Origin of the sequence: Flavobacterium flavigenum, assembly GCF_027111255.2 — a bacterium.
GTDB classification, from domain to species: Bacteria; Bacteroidota; Bacteroidia; order Flavobacteriales; family Flavobacteriaceae; genus Flavobacterium; species Flavobacterium flavigenum.
Map to the genome: position 1 here is coordinate 1,438,767 of NZ_CP114285.2, position 16,646 is coordinate 1,455,412.

Below are 16,646 nucleotides of genomic sequence, written 5' to 3' on the forward strand. Positions count from 1 at the left end.
AAGCATATATTACAGTTTAAAAACCGAATATATGCTTCAAAAAAAGTAGCTCGTCAGGTAATTCAAAGTCTAATTCAATACATTTTTTTTACCATAATTATTACGTACATTTCTATGTACTAAAATTACACTAACGGGCTAACTCTAAAAAGAACCACAAATATTGCCGGTAAAAGTTGCGCCGGCATTAGCCGTAACATCAGCTTTTACAGCAGCTGTAAGCAATGTAACGATAGTATATGGGGGTGTAAAAGCATTACTCCCGCTTACAGTATTTGTGGTATTAGGAAAACTGTTATCCAGGACTGTTACAGCTGTAAAACCAGTCATTAAATCAATAGGCTTATTAACGCTTTCAAATACATTTTTTTCGATTCTGATATCCGCTTCAAAGCCTGCCATAATGCATTTATTACTTACTGAACTGCTAAAATAACTGTTTATAATGTGCACTTTTCCAAATCTTACTCTTGGCATTCTCTCTTTACAGCCAGGTCCCCACCAACATCTTGCAAAAGTAATTCTTAATTTCCCACGATCTCCTGTAGCCGTGTCACTTGAGCCAATTAGATTTGAAAACCTGTGATCATCTGTTCCGCCAGGACCACCTGCTTTTGGAGTTTTCAAATAAGTGAATTTTGTATAAGATACCGTAACAAAATCAGATTTATTTTTGATATCTAAATTACCATCTACGCCATCTCTGAATTCGCAATGATCAACCCAAACATTCTGGCAGTTATCTATTATCGCATTGTCCCATCCGTCTGTATCGTAAGCACCCGGGCCTTCAAATATTAAATTTCTTATGATAATGTTCGTACAGTTCTTTATATTAATAATTCCTGAATTTGCTGTAGTCTGATCTGTTGAAACCAGTTTTGCCCCGCTTTCACCATATATAGTTTTTCCGGATTGTCCCTGAAGCAGTAATCTTCCGCCAGAAGTAGCAGGAATTGTGATAATACCAGATACTTTGATCACTTTTACACTACTGTTTTCGATAGCTGTTTTTAGACTGGAATAATTAGCAACAACAGTCTCCTGGGAACTCCCACCACCGGTGGTTCCTCCATTTTGAGAAGCCCAGCCCGGAACTTCACTACAATTGCCAACTTTTGCAGTACTTGGCGCAGTAGTAACTGAGGCTAGTGAGTTTTCATTTTTAACAGTGCCGTTATCTTCGTTACTGCAGGAAAGAGTAAAAAAAAATGAGGCAAAAAGCAATGGCATAATTTTTTTAAATTTCATCATTCATAGATTTAGGGTTATTTAATTTATAGTACAAATTTTACAGAAATCCTTGTTTAATTTATTGAACTAATTCAATCTTTTAGGAATAATTTATGAGCACCTGATTCTGAAATATTTTTTAATAAAAGCGTATACTTTAAATCACAAAATCAGTATTTTTCTTTGAAAAAAATTATAGTCTTACCCAAATTTGATAAATCTTGATTGCTTACTTTTACCGCTATAATACCGAATCAATTTTGTTTTAAAATCCTCATTATGTTCCAAAAAATAACTTTTTCTTTAGCTTTTCTTTTTATTTTAAATTCATGCGCGGTTCAACAAAAAAGCCTGTCAGCAGATGACTGGTACGCTTTTACAAAAACCAGTACTGAAAGACAGCAGCCTTCAGAAGTTTATGAATTCTCAGATGGCTTAATCAGGATGTACGGTGAAACAAACAGTTATCTGATGTCTAAAAAAAGCTATAAAAATTTTGAACTGAGTTTAGAATACCGATGGAATATCGAAGAAAAGTTTAAAACAAAAAACAAGAAAAACAGCGGTGTTATGTACAATATTCCTGCAGATTACCCTGATAAGATCTGGCCAAAAGGAATTCAGTTTCAAATTAAAGAAAATACTACCGGCGACTTTATCTTTTTAGATCAGGTAACTGCAAAAGTAAACGGGAAACTAATTGAGGCAGGCGCAAGCGTAACTTCTGCCAAATTTATTGAAAACGAAAAGCCTTACGGTGAATGGAATTCTATTGTAATCAAATCTTTCAATGGAAAAATCACACAATATTTGAATGGCAAACTGGTAAACGAATGTACGGAAGCAACCGCAACAGAAGGTAAAATTTCTTTAAATTACGAAAGTTCACCTATTGATTTCAGAAATATCGTTATTAAAAATATATCTGAAGAGTAAACCTAGGATTTTATATTTTCTGATTCATTTTACTATAGAATTCATAAGAAAAAAATATCCCAACAACTTTATTTTCAAATTTTTATACTATTCTTCATTTACAGGAATATAAATATTAAAAGTGGCACCTTTATTTTGCTCACCGCTTGCAGTAATAAATCCGTTATGGTTTTCTACTATCTTTTTTACAATGGCAAGACCTATTCCGGTTCCTGTGTATTCCAGTTTTCCGTGTAAACGCTGAAACACTTCAAATATCTTTGCACTATATTGCTGATCAAAACCAATACCGTTATCTGAGATGCTGATATGACAATAGTCAATAGTATCTTGTGCTTTTTTATTTCCCAGTGCTGATCCTTTAATTATTTCGCAATTAATTTTTATTACCGGGAAAACTTCCGGCTTAGAAAACTTAATCGCATTACTCACTAAATTATACAACAATTGCCTAAACTGAAAAGGAATAAGGTCAACTTTAAAGGTTTGACCCTTTTCTATAACAGCTTTCTTTAGTTCTAGTTCTTCTTTGAGGTCTTCTTCTACCTCATCTATAATCTTTGATAAATCTGTTTTTTCGAATATTCGTTCCTGAACATTGGTTCTTGAATAGGCTAAAAGATCATTAATCAGGGTTTGCATTCGCTGAGCTGCATTCTGCATTCTTTGAAATTTGTCTTTTCCAAAATCTGACAAATTATCCGATTCCTTTTCTATAATCTGGGTTGCAAAAGTCTGTATTTTTCGGAGAGGTTCCTGCAGATCATGGCTTGATATATAGGCAAAAGACTGGAGTTCTTTATTCATTTGTTCCAGTTCTATATTTTTTTGTTCGAGCTCCAGAGCATTTTGTTTCAATTTGTCATTGGCTTGTTTTTTTTCTGTAAGGTCATGTGTCACTTTTGAAAAACCTATAACCTCCTTTTTTTTATTATGTACAGCCGTGATGACAACACTTGCCCAAAATAGTGTCCCATTTTTTCTAACACGCCATCCCTCATGGATTGCTTTGCCTTTCTCGCGGGCTATTTGAAGCACTTTGTGGGGAAGGTTATTTTTTCGGTCTTCTTCTGTGTAAAAAACAGAAAAAGATTGTCCTATAATTTCTTCACTTTTATATCCTTTAATCTTTTCGGCACCGATGTTCCAATTCTCCACAATCCCTTCATGATTCAAATACAAAATAGCATAGTCCTGAACTTCTTCTACCATCAAATGATAACGCTGCTCACTTTTTCTAAGTGATTCATTCATCAGGTTTAATTCTCTTGTGCGTGCATTAACCTGCTCTTCCAGTTCATGAGCAAAAGCTTTATCGGCGTGAATATCTGTAAATGCCCCAACCCATTTAATGATTTCATTGTTTTCATTTCGAATAGGCTCGCCAATTGCTGCATGCCATCTGTAAGTTCCGGTTTTGCTTTTTATCCTTACATCAGCTCTGTACCTTTCTCCCGTTGTTAAGCAATGGTGCCATATTTTAGTATTTTCATCCAAATCTTCCGGATGTATCATCTTTTCCCAACTGTCATCTTTTCCCGGATGAATCCCTGTATATTCAAACCATTTTCCTGAGGTAAATAATGCATTCCCTTTTTCATCGGTTTCCCAGATTAGCTGTGGAAGACTCTCTGTTAAGGAGCGGAATCTTTTTTCGCTTTCTTCTATTGCCTCCTGATGTTTATTCTCGGCTGTAGTGTCCCTGACTGTTCCAATCAGCTTTTCGGGATTACCATTTTCATCATAAAATACTTTTCCCTTTCCTTCCATCCAGTGAATGGATTTATCTTTCCAGATCAAACGGGCTTCATAATTGAGATTTCCTGAAATGAGTGCTTCTTTAAAGGCTATATTTCTAAGGTGCATATCATCCGGATGAAGATGTTCTAACAGCTGTTGGTGTGTTAGATTAACATTTTCTTTATATCCGCCAATAATTTCGAGATATCTTTCAGAATAAAGTAGCTCTTTAGTTTTTATATTCAGTTCCCAGGTACCGAGTTCGCTGGCTTCAACTATAATATTCAATCTCTCTTCATTCTGTTCTATTTTTTTACGCGCCAGTACTTTTTCGCTTACTTCAGTAACAGTTACAATAATACCTGAAATAGTACCATCTTCTTCTTTTAATGGATAATAAAGAAAGTCGAAATAAGAAATCTCGAGTTTCCCAAAACGGTTTAAGGGAACCGGTACTTCGTTTCCATGATATGGAATTCCCGTTTTTAAAACATTTTCCAGCAATGAACTCACTGTTGTTTCCACTTCGGGCAAAGATTCAAATAAAGGTTTGCCTACAAAAGTATCCTCTTTCTTATCTACTAATTTTAGATAGGCCTCATTGGCCATTTCTACTACATATTGATGTCCTCTCAGAATCGTAATTCCAACCGGAGCCTGCTTAACTGTATTTCTAAAACGTTTATCTGCCTCTTCTATTTTTTTCTTGGCAAGATTCAAATCAGTCAAATCGACACCTGTATTCATCACCCCATATATCTTTCCATTTGTATCATACAATGGGGTAAAGCTGTAATTAAAGTAAAAAGTTTCTAATTTACCTTCTATTGTGAGATCTAACCTGGTATTTTTACTGTGAAAAGATTCCCCCGTTTCAAAAACAGTATTTAGCTGTTCAAAAACATGTTGATTTTCAAGTTCTGGCAGAATTTCTTTATATAATTTTCCTATTACATCATTTCCTTTTCCCCAAATATCCATAATAGACTGATTGGCGAGTTCGATGCGCATCTCTTTTCCAACATAAACACCAATGGGAAACGGTGCATTTTCTACTAATTGCCTTATTTTTTGCTCACTTTCCTCTACTTTAGAACGAGCTAAAACCTGTGGCGTAACTTCAATTGCAATTGCTACAACTCCTGAAATTGTGCCATTTGGTTCCGTAAGCGCTTCATATACGAAATTAACGTACCTGCTTTCTGTATTATCATTTCGTATTAACTGTACAAGCTGTTCATTCGCAACAAAATTTTTGCCTGTACTAAAAACATCGTCTAAAATGTCTTCTACTGCTTTTGATTGTGGCAAAACTTTAAAAATAGGCTGGTTTATTACTTTTTCAGCTTCGATACCCATTAACTGAATCATTTGTGTATTTGCAATTTCCACAATATGATCTTTGCCCCTAAATACACACATAGGCACAGGCGCCTGCATGATATTATTTATAAACCTTTCATTACTTTCCTTTAATGCTTCAGCTGCTTTTTTCTTTTCTGTAGTTTCGATTACGGTTACCAAAACACCACCTACTTCTCCATTTTCTTTTTTTATAGGACTGTAAGAAAAATCGAAATAACAATCTTCATCGAAACCATGTCTGTTCAACACCACCTTAAAATCAGGAAAACTAACCGCATTTCCGTTCATTACATCATGAAACATTGCTCCTATCGTCTCCCAGATTTCTGAGAATGTTTTTTTTGAGCTTATTCCCAAAGCATCGGGATGTTTAGACGATCCCAAAATAGGACGAAAAGCATCATTGTATAACTGCGTGTAATCATTGCCCCATGCTATATACATTCCAAAAGGATTATTGAGCACTATTGATACTGCTGTACGAAGACTTTGCGGCCATGTATCAGGATTTCCTATGGATGTTTTACTCCAGTCTTTGGAGCGAATCAATTCTCCCATTTCTCCTCCATCAGCCAAAAAATAATATTCCTGATCAGTAAAGCCCATAGAAAAAACGATTAGTATTGAAGAATAAATTGCGCTCTTGCTGGCTGTTTAAAGCTGCTTTCGGATGCTTTTGTGAGTGCACCTGAAATTACTTTTTTTAATTTTGAAAAATCACCGGGTTTACGAATATAATGAGTCGCGCCCATGTCATAGAGCAAATCGACGATTTTACTATCAAGAGACGTTGAAAAAATAATGACAGGAAGGTTTTTAAACTCCTCAATGTTCTTAATTTCTGCCAGACATTCATGTCCGTTTTTGCGTGGCATATTTAAATCCAGAAAAAGTATATCTGGTAAATTAGCTGCATTTCCCAAATGATACATAAGTTCTACTCCATCATGAACTGTTTCAAGTGTTGTAGAAAGCGGAAGCTCATCAAGTGCTTCCTTAAAAAAAATACAATCATCATCATCATCGTCAGCTAATAGAAGATTGTAAATCTGTTTGTTCATTTTTATGGAGGATAAATTAATTATTTTGATATCCATTTCTTTTCAGACCTCTATGTGTGTTTTTTAATAAATCCGAATTAAAACTTTTCATAACAGCTAAGATAAAACTAATTTTAATATCTGTAATCAATACTATAGTTATAAATTAAATCCATTTGGATAAAACACGAAAGAACTTCTTGTATTTTATCTTAAAAGTAATATTCTAAGAAGTATATTATATTTTCCAAATTTATCGTTTTTAATAAATGCTAACTACCGGTCGGAAAGTTACTTTTGTTAATCAATTAAAATGTATTAAAATTTCATCAATAAACAGTTTTACTTACAGGGATATCAGGCTTTCATGGCTGACATAAAACTATTCAACTGCGAACAAAGGTTGAAAGTTATTGTTACATCGCTGGATAACGAGGATATAGCAGGAATGAACAAAATATAGATTTTGTAAAGCATATCGCAGAAAAAGCAGGTTGGGAATTTAATATAATTGTGTCTGCAAAAATAGAATTATTACCAAGCAGGAGAAACAAAAAAGGCTATCCAAAAATTACTTTTGGACAGCCTAATTCACTTTATAATCTCAATTGAATCAAATATTACACAGTGGCAAACATCTGGATTATCTCATTCAGTTCTTGATTCATTACCAATTTTTACTCCAGGGTCCAAAGTTTTTATACGCTGGTCCTGTTAATTTTTGTCTTTCTGAATTGCCTATTTTAACTTCAGCCAGATTTTCTTTTGGAGTTTCTCTCACTGGTTGCTCGTTTTTATATGCAGGTCCCTGAAGTGATGTTTTATTATTTTCAGCATATATTTTAGTTGCCACTGTTTCGTGCTCCCAAACTTTATAATTTTTAAATGCCGGACCTTTTAAATCACTTTGTTTTACATTCGGTTTCTCCTGTGCAAATGCACCAAAAGAAATAAATAAAACCCCTAATATTAATGCTATATTTTTCATAACTATTACCGTTTATTGTTTTTTATAAATTTACAATTGGTAACAGTCTTTTAGGATTATGGGAATCTACCCAATTTGCATCCGTATTTATACGGATAAAAAACTTCTAACTTTATTATATTAAATTCATTTTTGCTGCTTTTTTAATAAGTTCGGCAGTATTTTTTACTTCTAGCTTTTTTAAAATATTAGCACGATGGGTTTCTATGGTCCGTGAGCTTACAAATAGCTGAGCCGCAATTTCTTTAGTAGTCAGTCCCTTCGAAATTAACCCTAAAACTTCGGTTTCTTTATTAGACAAAATATCCTCACTGATGCTTTGTGTTGACATAAAGTTGATCATTTTTTCAGAGATTTCAGCACTAAAATATTTTTTTCCAAGACTAACGCTTCTTATTGCCAGAATTAATTCAGATTCATCTGTATTTTTTAACAGGTAGCCGTAAGCCCCCATTTTAGCACATTTTGCGATATAATTTCCATCATTGTGCATCGAAATCACAATAGGTTTTATGTCAGAAGCAGTGTTATTTAGTTCTTTTAAAACCTGAAAACCATCCATATTGGGCATAGTGATGTCCAACAATACAATATCAGCTTCAAAGTTAGTATGGATAAGCTCCATAAACTGAATACCATCACCAACGCTTTGAACAATTTTTATATCATCATGCTTTCTGAGGAGCTCAGCAAGTCCGTTACGGAAAAGTTCATGATCGTCAGCTATTATTAATTTGATTTCTTTCATAATTCTATAGGTAACTCGATTTCAAAGGTTGTGTTTCCGGGAACTGCATTGATTACAATTGTACCATTGCAAATTTCTACACGTTCTTTAATGTTAATAATTCCTAAGCCTAATTTAACGGTATTGAGGTCAAAACCGATTCCATCATCAAAATAAAAAAGAGAAATAAACTCATCAAACTCTGAAAGTGTGATCCGGATATTTTTTGCACCAGCATGTTTTAAAGTGTTGTTAATCAGTTCCTGTGCTATTCTAAACAGATTAATTGCCTGATGATTGGTAATATTAGAATTGTCCTGTTGGGTTAAATCCTCATATTCAATAGTCACATTTGTCGATTTTTTGAGGCTTTCGATAAAATTAGTTAAGGTCACTCCAACCCCAAAATCATCTATTGAAGCAGGCATCAGGGCATTCGACATCAGCCTGATTTCAGAAATAGTTTCATCCACAATTTTTTTCATTTCTGCTTTTTTCAGTTCATTTTTGACCCTGTTTTCAATGTAGTATTTTAAAGACGTTAGATAAGGCCCTACACCATCGTGGAGCTCACGCGAAAGCCTGCGCCTTTCATCTTCCAGACCGTTTACCAACATGCGTGTGGATTGTATTCTGGTGTTTTCATCATTATTTCTGAACTCTATCAGCTTATCCCGCATCGCCAAAAGACTTTTTCCTAACATATCATTCGGACTTTTAGGCTTAAAATCGGTATGGAGATTCATTTTTCCAATATCATCAGAGAATTTTACGGCACCCTGCAAAGAGGCTTTCAAATTGGCCAGCGCATCAAACATTTCCTTTATTTCCTTCGAATTTTTTATGAATTCATTGGTCTGGTTATAATCTCCTTCTGCCATAATCCGGAGACTTTTTTGCATGTTCTTAATGGGGTTCGTAATAAATCTTGTCAGAAAAAGAGAAAGCATAACACCCAGTAAAAAAATACCGAGAGTGAGTCCTACAAGTCTTTGCCTTAATTCTTTTAACGGAAGTGTCACCTCATCAACATCGATTTCAGACAGAATTACCATTTTTAAATTCTGAACTACTATTGGACTGTACACACTATAGACATCAATCCCTCTGTAATCCTCAAAAACACCTCTGCCATTTATCCCTTTAAAAGCATTGATTACACCTTTTGTTTTAACCAATATGGTGTAAGGGGTTTTATTGGGATAAAAACGGGATTGAGACCGCATTCTAAAATCACTGCCCACCAGATAGGATTCACCACTATCCCCCATTCCGGTACGTTCAAGGAGTATTTGTTTGATTTTATTGTAGTCTAAAACTTTAATACTTATGCCTTTTTTAGAGTTTGAGACAAAGCCTATGGTTGTCTTTTTAGCAATATGATAGGTTGTAAAATCGTAAATTCCGTTACTCTTTTTAATGCTTTCCGGAAGTTTTAAAACAGTAGTGTCAATTTTCTGTCCATACAATTCAGAAGATTCAAATCGCTCCCATTCTGATTTTAGTAAATGTTCGATCTGGTTTTGCTTGAGTGTTTTGATAGAATTTAACTGCAGCAAAATACGATCGTTCAAAACATTTGAAAACTGCTGGTACGAAGAAAAAGACAATAAAGCAATTACCAGCGCAATTAAACTATTAATTATGATCAGTATTAATGTTTTGATGTTCATTAAAATCTACTTTTAAAGATATAACCAGATTAGTATTTGTAAATATACTTCGTTTAGTGCTTTAAAAGAAACTTTGAAGCAATAGTTCTGCTAACCTCTATGTGATTCTTTAGATTTAATTAAATGTGTTATCGGCTTAACAAGGTATCGGCCTTAAAAATCAGGAAACTTTTTAGACTTTTACAATTGTAATGTCATTTTAAAAATTATGCAAAGTCTTTTTCAGACTTTGCGAAGCGTGGGGTCTTTTTTGTTTTTCTGCTTTATCCAATGCTTAACTTAGGGCTCTTTCAGACCGTTTACTTTCGGTAATATCATCCGTTGTGACGACTAATATTTCATGCTGCTTTACAGCAGTAAAACAAAACCAATACTTTATATCCCCTATTTCATATGAAGTTTCAAATTTGGCTGTGATTCCGGTTTCTGCTGCCTCAATAAATTTAGTAAGCATACCAGTCTCTTTTACCATAGGAAAAACATTGCTGCATGACTTTCCTTTATAGTCTGTATCCCCTACCCAATTAAGGATATAATTATTGAGTAGCAGAATTGAAAAGTCTTCAATCTTACCTGTGCTGTCATAAAGAGACTCTAATACTGCTATACCGTTTGATACGGAGTTAAAAACGGCCTGAAAAAGATCTTAGTTTTCTGTTAATTTCATGGATGCATTTATGACTGACTACAATTGTTCATTTTTATTACTTTTTGTGTTATCAGTCATAACGATTTAATATGAAAGAAAAAATGCGTCTTCATAGCTAAAATATAAAAAAAAGCACAAATATACAATGCCAGTAAACAAGATAAATGCGAACATTTATATAGCGTTACGTATAATTAATCTTTACATTTGATACTCAAATTAATAAAAAGGACTGAAAAGACGAAACCGTATGCCTTAATTAACATCGCCAGCAAAGGCATTGGAAAATCGATCAGCACAATCGAAAAACTATCCATCGCCATTACATTTTCCAACACCGAAAGATATAGAGAATATACTATTTTACATTCAGCGTGATCCCAATATAAACACTGCGATTTATGCCCTAAACTACCATGAAAATGGAAAAATAAACAATAGCAATACTATAAAAGCGTATTGAATTCGATATACTGAGAAAGGAGAAAAAAGATTTTAATTATATCCAAAGCAAATTGTATACGGAATAGAAAGTAAAACGGTAAATAGTGAAGAGTTTGAAATCCAATTTGTATCGTACAAAAAGTTGCCTTTAACCCTGAAAAAGCTAGATTCAGATCAAAAATATCATGTTTTTGTAAATATAAACCAGAAAAAAATACAGGTAGAAAAAATATTTGTAAGCATTGAAGGAGGTTCTTTTTGGGTACCCAATGTAAAGTATGCCGAAGTTACCGGAATTGATACTTCTTCAAATAAAAATATTACGGAAAGAATAGTATTAAATTAAAATTCCAAGATCAAAATTCAACAAAGCTAAAATAAATTCAACAAAACTGCCAGCCCTAAAAGCGTTTCAGGATTATCAATTCCTTTTTCATCTTCAAGCATAACATTAACTTTATTACGAATAGCTGTAAGAGCCACAAACGTTCGGTTATAAACTCCTTTTTCATCCAAATCCAATTTTTTGGATGTTTCCTTAATAGAATATTGTTTCCGCCATCTGTATTCAAATACCTGTCGGGTTAGTTCAGGCAAATCAAGTAACACCTCGTCTATAAGAGCATATATTTCCTGCTCCTGTATATCCTCTAAAATATGAGTATAGGACAACGTATTTTCAAGAGCATTCAACTGTTCTTCTCCTACAACTGTTTTCTCCTTTTGTTTCTTGTTAGCTCTTAGGTAATCTAATATCCTAAAAGTATAAAAATGAAGTATGAAATTTTTAGCAGATCCCTCACTATTAGTTTTGATCTTTTGAGGGTTGAGCCATAAAGTCGACCAGAAATCCTGAGCAATATCGCTAGCAATGTCTGCATTGCCAATCCGGTTAAGAGCCCATTTATATAATAATGACGAATACCTTTTGTAAAACTCGTTAAAAGATTTTTCATCCTTTTCTGCAATCAATTCCAAGAGGTGTCTATCTGATCGTTTCATAATCTGGTATAAAATCACTGTAAAGGTAACAACATTATAAGCTCAAATGTAAGAATCAAAATCAACCAAACACATTCTTTATCTGACAAAAAAAAGTTCTTAACCTTTTCTTTTTATACAGAATACTTTAAAAATGAGGGATTACAAAAATAACAAATACTTACATCAAGCCTTTGCCTTTGCGCTATTAACACATGCTTAACGCATTCGTAACTAATTAGTAATAAATTTCCAAAAGAAAAAGATCCTTCCCTATACGATTATCTTATATAAGCAAATCAGCATTGCTTTAAAACAATTTTAAATATGGATAAAAGTAATAGGAAGTTCTTCAATAACAAACAGGATACAATAAACTGGCTGGTCCAACTATTCGAACGCTATGCTAATGGTCAGGCAACTGAAAAAGAAAAAGAAATAATAGAAAATTGGAATGCAGATTCAGGAGAAACGGCTTATAATGCTACGGAAACAGAAGTAAAAGAAGGCTGTAACACTGTTTGGCAAAGATTGACTGCCGAATTTGGTTTTGAACAGGAAACGACAAAACCAATTGTAAAACAAAAAGTAATTCGTTTAAATCTGTTTATCAAATATGCTGTAGCGGCAGCGGTAATTGTGTTTGCAGGTATCGGAACTTACTTTTATACTTCTAAAGAAACTATTCAGAACAAAGATTTACAACAATATGCCGACAACAAAACCTATTTTGAATCCAAAACAGGAGAGCATATAGAAGTAACATTACCTGATAGTTCTGTAATACACCTGAATAGCAATACTAAGGTAGCCATAATAAAAAAAGAATTTAATACCGAAAATCGCGAATTCTGGCTTGAAGAAGGTGAAGCTTTTTTTGAAATTACCAAAAACCCCGAAAAACCCTTTATCATTCATAGTAGTGGTTTACAAACTACCGTATTAGGAACCTCTTTCAACATCAAAGCCTATAAAGAATTAGATGAAACGTCGGTATCGGTGCGAGATGGAAAAGTACAAGTGAAGCATCAGGGTAATTTGTTAGGCGTATTCACTAAAAACAAACAAATAACAGTTAACAAGGCAACGGGAAGCACTGTAAAAAGTGAAGCCAACTGGGAAGATGCCGCATCCTGGATGGAAAACCGATTAGTCATGAATGGAGCCAATGCTAAAGAGCTTAAACTACGTTTGAAGCAACATTTTAATGTAACCGTTGAAATTAAAAACAATAAACTCGACGGAAAATTACTCAGTTCATCTTTCCGTACCGATGTCAGTCTGAAAGAAGTTCTGGATGGTATTAGTTTACTGTATAACATTAAGTATGACCTCAGTCAATCTGGGAAAGTGATTCTCTATTAAAATTCGACAAACATAAAACATAAAATTAGCAACAATCAACAAGCACACAATGTACAAACGTTTCTTTATAGCAATTATATTATTACAAATTTTTACAATTAGCAATTTACAGGCACAAACTTTAAACAAAGAATTTTCTGCTGAAACATTAGACAAGCGACTTACAAAAATGGCACAAGAAAGCAAAATCAATATCTTATTTGATTTGAATTTGGTAAAAGGAATAAATGTCCCAGCCTACAAAGCCAAAAATCAAACATGGGAACAAATTTTACAGTCCTCTTTATCCTCAACAAACTTCACATTTAAAAGAAGTGGTAGTTCCTATATTATTGTGAAAAAGGCAGTTCCTGTAAAAAAGCAGCAGCCGGGAAGCATTAAAGGAACTGTTACAGACAGTCAAGGCGTACCGCTTCCCGGCGCAACCCTACAAATAACAGGAACAACAAACCTAACAACTATATCTGGTAATGATGGTACTTATTCATTTTCATTGCAATCCGGTAAATATATTCTGGAGGCAAGGTATATTTCGTTTCAAACACAACGAATTACCGACCTGGTCGTAACCGAAAATAACACAACCTCTTTAAACATTGCTTTAAAAGACAACGCTGACCAATCTTTAAGTGAAGTAGTAGTAACCAGTACTTACAAAAAGACAGCTGCCTCTACAGATGGATTATTTAGACAACAACAAAAAGCGGCTCAAATGAGCGATGGTATTTCTGCTGAGCAAATAGCCAAAACTCCTGATAGCGATATAGCAGCTTCACTAAAACGTATTACCGGAGTAACAACAATAGCTGACAAATTTGTGGTAGTGCGCTCCTTGGGGGAGAGATGGAATACTGCCGTGATGGATGGAATAGTATTGCCGAGTACGGATTACAACAACCAATTCTCTTTCGATATAATTCCAACTGCAATGGTAGAAAGTATTGTGGTAAGCAAAACAGCTACACCTGATATGAATGCCAGTTTTGCTGGTGGTTATATAGAAATAAAAACAAAAGATATTCCGAATAAAGATTTTTTCTCTTTCAGTTGGGGATCTTCCTACAATACCCTATCTGCCTTTAAGCCATTCCTTTCCCGACAAAACGGAAAATACGATTATTTTGGATATGATGATGGCACAAGGAATTTTCCAAAAGGGCTTGAAAGATCAGATTTTAATGATGAGAATTTCTTTGAGCAATCCAAACGGTTTACCAACGATAATTTTACCACATACAAAACTAAAGCTGACCCTGGCTCAAGTTTTCAACTGGCATTTGGTAAAAAATTCGAATTAAAAAATGATAACAAATGGGGTTTTGCCGGAGCAATAAGTTCTAAATACGAACAAACCATCTTAGATATAGACCATACTGCGCGTTCGAACTGGATGTATAATGCGTTTAGAGTCGATGATACTGCTCCAACAGATTTTTTTGATTACAAAAACAAGGGAGTAAGTTATACAACTAGTTCAACAGTAGCAGGAATGCTGAATTTTGGGCTACAGTTGGGAAGAAACAGGTTTTCTTTCCGTAATTCCTATACCCATACAGCAGATATTAGCCTTACACAGATAACGGGTTGGAATGAACAAGGAGATACCGCTTCAGATGATTCATACAATTATTTTTATACTGGAGTATTGCCGGAAGGGAAGGGTGTCGAATCGATTGCTTTACCCAGAACAGTTCAATACAATTACCCTGTGTATCAGCAATTGTTACAGAATAAACTGGAAGGAAATCACAAACTGGGAAATACGATAGATTTGAACTGGTTTGGTGCACGCACGGCAGTTGAATATGATTTAAAAGACTTTACAACCAATTTAAAGTATTACGGATTCTCAGGAAATGAAATGTATTCTTATTACCTTATCTATAATTCGAGTCCGGGGATTATCAGACAAAATATCGACAACGATTCAGAGGATTATAATTTTGGGGCAAATATTGCCTTGCAACTCAATAAAGAGTATTTTAAAAATACCATTAAGGCAGGATATTTTGGTGCGTTGAGAGAGAATACGAACCAGCAGAGTTCTGCAAGCCTGAAAGTAGATGAAAATCGTCCTAATCTTCCTGCTAACGAAAGAACTACTTTAATCCTTAGTTCGTTAACCGAGCTATTAGATGGCACCCATTATGAGCCAGGACAAGTAGGATGGGCTGTACCGCGTTATTATGGTGGAAAATACCACGGCAAAGTTAGCCAGCACGCTCCTTTCCTGATGTTTGATCAGCGTATAAACACCCAATGGAGGCTTGTATGGGGGGCAAGGGCAGAATACTATAAATACGAACTGCTGCAAACACAACGGGAGAATATAGTAGAAGATGACTTTGATGAGAAGCAGTTAGACGACAAACTGTGGGAGTTTTTGCCTTCGGCAAATTTTACCTATAGCCCCACTACCAAAATGAATTTTAGATTAGCATATAACAAAGCTGTGATTCGACCGTCGTTTCAGGAACGCACCGCTATTCCGTTTTATGATCCTCTTGCTTCAGCAAAAATAATTAATGCCGGTGTACTATCTACTATCGTGAATAATTATGATTTTAAGTGGGAATGGTTTCCGGGACTAGGCGAGATACTCTCTTTTGGAGTTTACCATAAGAAATTTATAAATCCTATTGAACGTATCGGGCATAGATCTCCTGAAGGAAGCCTGGACTTATATGTGGGAAATTCTAAACAGGCGGTTTTAACTGGTTTTGAAGCTGAAATACGAAAAAGTTTTGGTTTTATAGGACAAAACCCTTTTTTGGATAAGTTTTTTGTGAGTGCCAACTTTACCTTTAACGATACCAAAGTTACAGGATACATAGACAAATTAGGGAATTACGGGCAGGCAGATGCCCCAACCTATAAGGCCAATAGACCCATGTATGGGCAAACGCCTTGGGCATACAATCTGGGATTTGCTTATGATGGGGAACGCCTTGGGCTCAATATTGTCCAGAATGCAAAAGGGGACCAATACATTACGGTGGGTTATGATTATCAAGATGAAGAAATTCAGCGGCCATACAGTACTACCGATGTACAATTGAGTTATCGTTTCCTGAAAGACAAAAACTTTCAGGTAAAATTTAATATAAAAAACCTGTTTAATACACCAATAGAGACCTATAACAATTACCTGAGCTATAAAACCGACAATCCTAATTGGGGTCAGGAAGACAATACGGCTATAAGAGATCGATACATACTATCACCGGGAACATCAAAAAAATACGATAAAGATACAGACGAGCTAATGTTCAGGGCTCATAGAGGAACAACTTTCAGTTTGAATATGAATTATAGTTTTTAGAAGGATCCTATTTAACCTATTGTACTGAAACTGCTTCAGATACATACAAATACGACATTTATTTTGGGTAAATATCAGTAAGAAAATTGAATAACAATGAAAATTCATAATTAACATAATGCGCCATTGTACAGGTTTTTCCGCATCCTGATGGGCTGTAATCCAAAAGTTTATCGATGAGTG

11 protein-coding genes and 1 pseudogene are annotated in these 16,646 nt (G+C 34.6%); 4 read left to right on the forward strand and 8 right to left on the reverse strand.

The window, feature by feature from the left end; all coding sequences use genetic code 11:
- Nucleotides 1-144: 144 nt before the first annotated feature.
- A complete protein-coding gene (locus tag OZP09_RS05340) occupies nt 145-1,251 on the reverse strand; it encodes a pectate lyase family protein (protein WP_281310754.1) in 1,107 nt (368 codons plus the stop codon).
- A gap of 261 nt (nt 1,252-1,512) precedes the next feature.
- Between OZP09_RS05340 and OZP09_RS05345 the strand changes: the two genes are divergently transcribed.
- Entirely contained in the window at nt 1,513-2,169 is a 657-nt protein-coding gene (locus OZP09_RS05345) for a 3-keto-disaccharide hydrolase (RefSeq protein WP_269236895.1), read from the forward strand.
- 87 nt (nt 2,170-2,256) lie between these two features.
- Here the strand turns inward: OZP09_RS05345 and OZP09_RS05350 are convergent, their stop codons facing one another.
- The 6 genes from OZP09_RS05350 to OZP09_RS05375 all read right to left on the reverse strand — a co-directional run bounded on the left by OZP09_RS05350 (nt 2,257) and on the right by OZP09_RS05375 (nt 10,156).
- Nucleotides 2,257-5,880, reverse strand: a complete 3,624-nt coding sequence (locus tag OZP09_RS05350; RefSeq protein ID WP_281310419.1) for a PAS domain-containing sensor histidine kinase — start codon at nt 5,878-5,880, stop codon at nt 2,257-2,259.
- An 11-nt stretch (nt 5,881-5,891) separates the two neighbouring features.
- The gene (locus OZP09_RS05355) at nt 5,892-6,335 is read right to left on the reverse strand and encodes a response regulator (RefSeq protein ID WP_281310420.1); all 444 of its coding nucleotides are present in this window, start codon (nt 6,333-6,335) and stop codon (nt 5,892-5,894) included.
- Nucleotides 6,336-6,981: 646 nt separating this feature from the next.
- A complete protein-coding gene (locus OZP09_RS05360; RefSeq protein ID WP_269236899.1) occupies nt 6,982-7,302 on the reverse strand; it encodes a hypothetical protein in 321 nt (106 codons plus the stop codon).
- A 115-nt stretch (nt 7,303-7,417) separates the two neighbouring features.
- Complete coding sequence (locus OZP09_RS05365) at nt 7,418-8,050, reverse strand: response regulator (RefSeq protein WP_269236900.1); 633 nt, start codon at nt 8,048-8,050, stop codon at nt 7,418-7,420.
- Nucleotides 8,047-9,702, reverse strand: a complete 1,656-nt coding sequence (locus OZP09_RS05370) for a sensor histidine kinase (protein ID WP_281310421.1) — start codon at nt 9,700-9,702, stop codon at nt 8,047-8,049. The genes OZP09_RS05365 and OZP09_RS05370 overlap by 4 nt, the downstream gene beginning before the upstream one ends.
- A 274-nt stretch (nt 9,703-9,976) precedes the next feature.
- On the reverse strand, nt 9,977-10,156 hold the full coding sequence (locus OZP09_RS05375; protein ID WP_269236902.1) for a hypothetical protein: 180 nt from the start codon (nt 10,154-10,156) through the stop codon (nt 9,977-9,979).
- Nucleotides 10,157-10,631: 475 nt separating this feature from the next.
- Between OZP09_RS05375 and OZP09_RS05380 the strand changes: the two are divergent.
- Nucleotides 10,632-11,141: pseudogene (locus tag OZP09_RS05380) on the forward strand (DUF4833 domain-containing protein).
- Between the two features lie 26 nt (nt 11,142-11,167).
- Here OZP09_RS05380 and OZP09_RS05385 read toward each other — a convergent pair.
- Entirely contained in the window at nt 11,168-11,797 is a 630-nt protein-coding gene (locus OZP09_RS05385; protein ID WP_269236903.1) for an RNA polymerase sigma factor, read from the reverse strand.
- Between the two features lie 306 nt (nt 11,798-12,103).
- Between OZP09_RS05385 and OZP09_RS05390 the strand changes: the two genes are divergently transcribed.
- Nucleotides 12,104-13,141 (forward strand): FecR family protein, encoded by a 1,038-nt coding sequence (locus OZP09_RS05390; protein WP_281310422.1) that lies wholly within the window; start codon nt 12,104-12,106, stop codon nt 13,139-13,141.
- Nucleotides 13,142-13,190: 49 nt separating this feature from the next.
- A complete protein-coding gene (locus tag OZP09_RS05395) occupies nt 13,191-16,463 on the forward strand; it encodes a TonB-dependent receptor domain-containing protein (RefSeq protein ID WP_281310423.1) in 3,273 nt (1,090 codons plus the stop codon).
- Nucleotides 16,464-16,646 lie beyond the last annotated feature (183 nt).

What these genes read in the sequence shown, in the direction of transcription:
- OZP09_RS05340 (WP_281310754.1), bottom strand. Translation starts at nt 1,251, where the DNA reads ATGAAATTTAAAAAAATTATGCCATTGCTTTTTGCCTCATTTTTTTTT.
- OZP09_RS05390 (WP_281310422.1), top strand. Translation starts at nt 12,104, where the DNA reads ATGGATAAAAGTAATAGGAAGTTCTTCAATAACAAACAGGATACAATA.
- OZP09_RS05370 (WP_281310421.1), bottom strand. Translation starts at nt 9,702, where the DNA reads ATGAACATCAAAACATTAATACTGATCATAATTAATAGTTTAATTGCG.
- OZP09_RS05365 (WP_269236900.1), bottom strand. Translation starts at nt 8,050, where the DNA reads ATGAAAGAAATCAAATTAATAATAGCTGACGATCATGAACTTTTCCGT.
- OZP09_RS05385 (WP_269236903.1), bottom strand. Translation starts at nt 11,797, where the DNA reads ATGAAACGATCAGATAGACACCTCTTGGAATTGATTGCAGAAAAGGAT.
- OZP09_RS05345 (WP_269236895.1), top strand. Translation starts at nt 1,513, where the DNA reads ATGTTCCAAAAAATAACTTTTTCTTTAGCTTTTCTTTTTATTTTAAAT.
- OZP09_RS05355 (WP_281310420.1), bottom strand. Translation starts at nt 6,335, where the DNA reads ATGAACAAACAGATTTACAATCTTCTATTAGCTGACGATGATGATGAT.
- OZP09_RS05360 (WP_269236899.1), bottom strand. Translation starts at nt 7,302, where the DNA reads ATGAAAAATATAGCATTAATATTAGGGGTTTTATTTATTTCTTTTGGT.
- OZP09_RS05350 (WP_281310419.1), bottom strand. Translation starts at nt 5,880, where the DNA reads ATGGGCTTTACTGATCAGGAATATTATTTTTTGGCTGATGGAGGAGAA.
- OZP09_RS05395 (WP_281310423.1), top strand. Translation starts at nt 13,191, where the DNA reads ATGTACAAACGTTTCTTTATAGCAATTATATTATTACAAATTTTTACA.
- OZP09_RS05375 (WP_269236902.1), bottom strand. Translation starts at nt 10,156, where the DNA reads ATGCTTACTAAATTTATTGAGGCAGCAGAAACCGGAATCACAGCCAAA.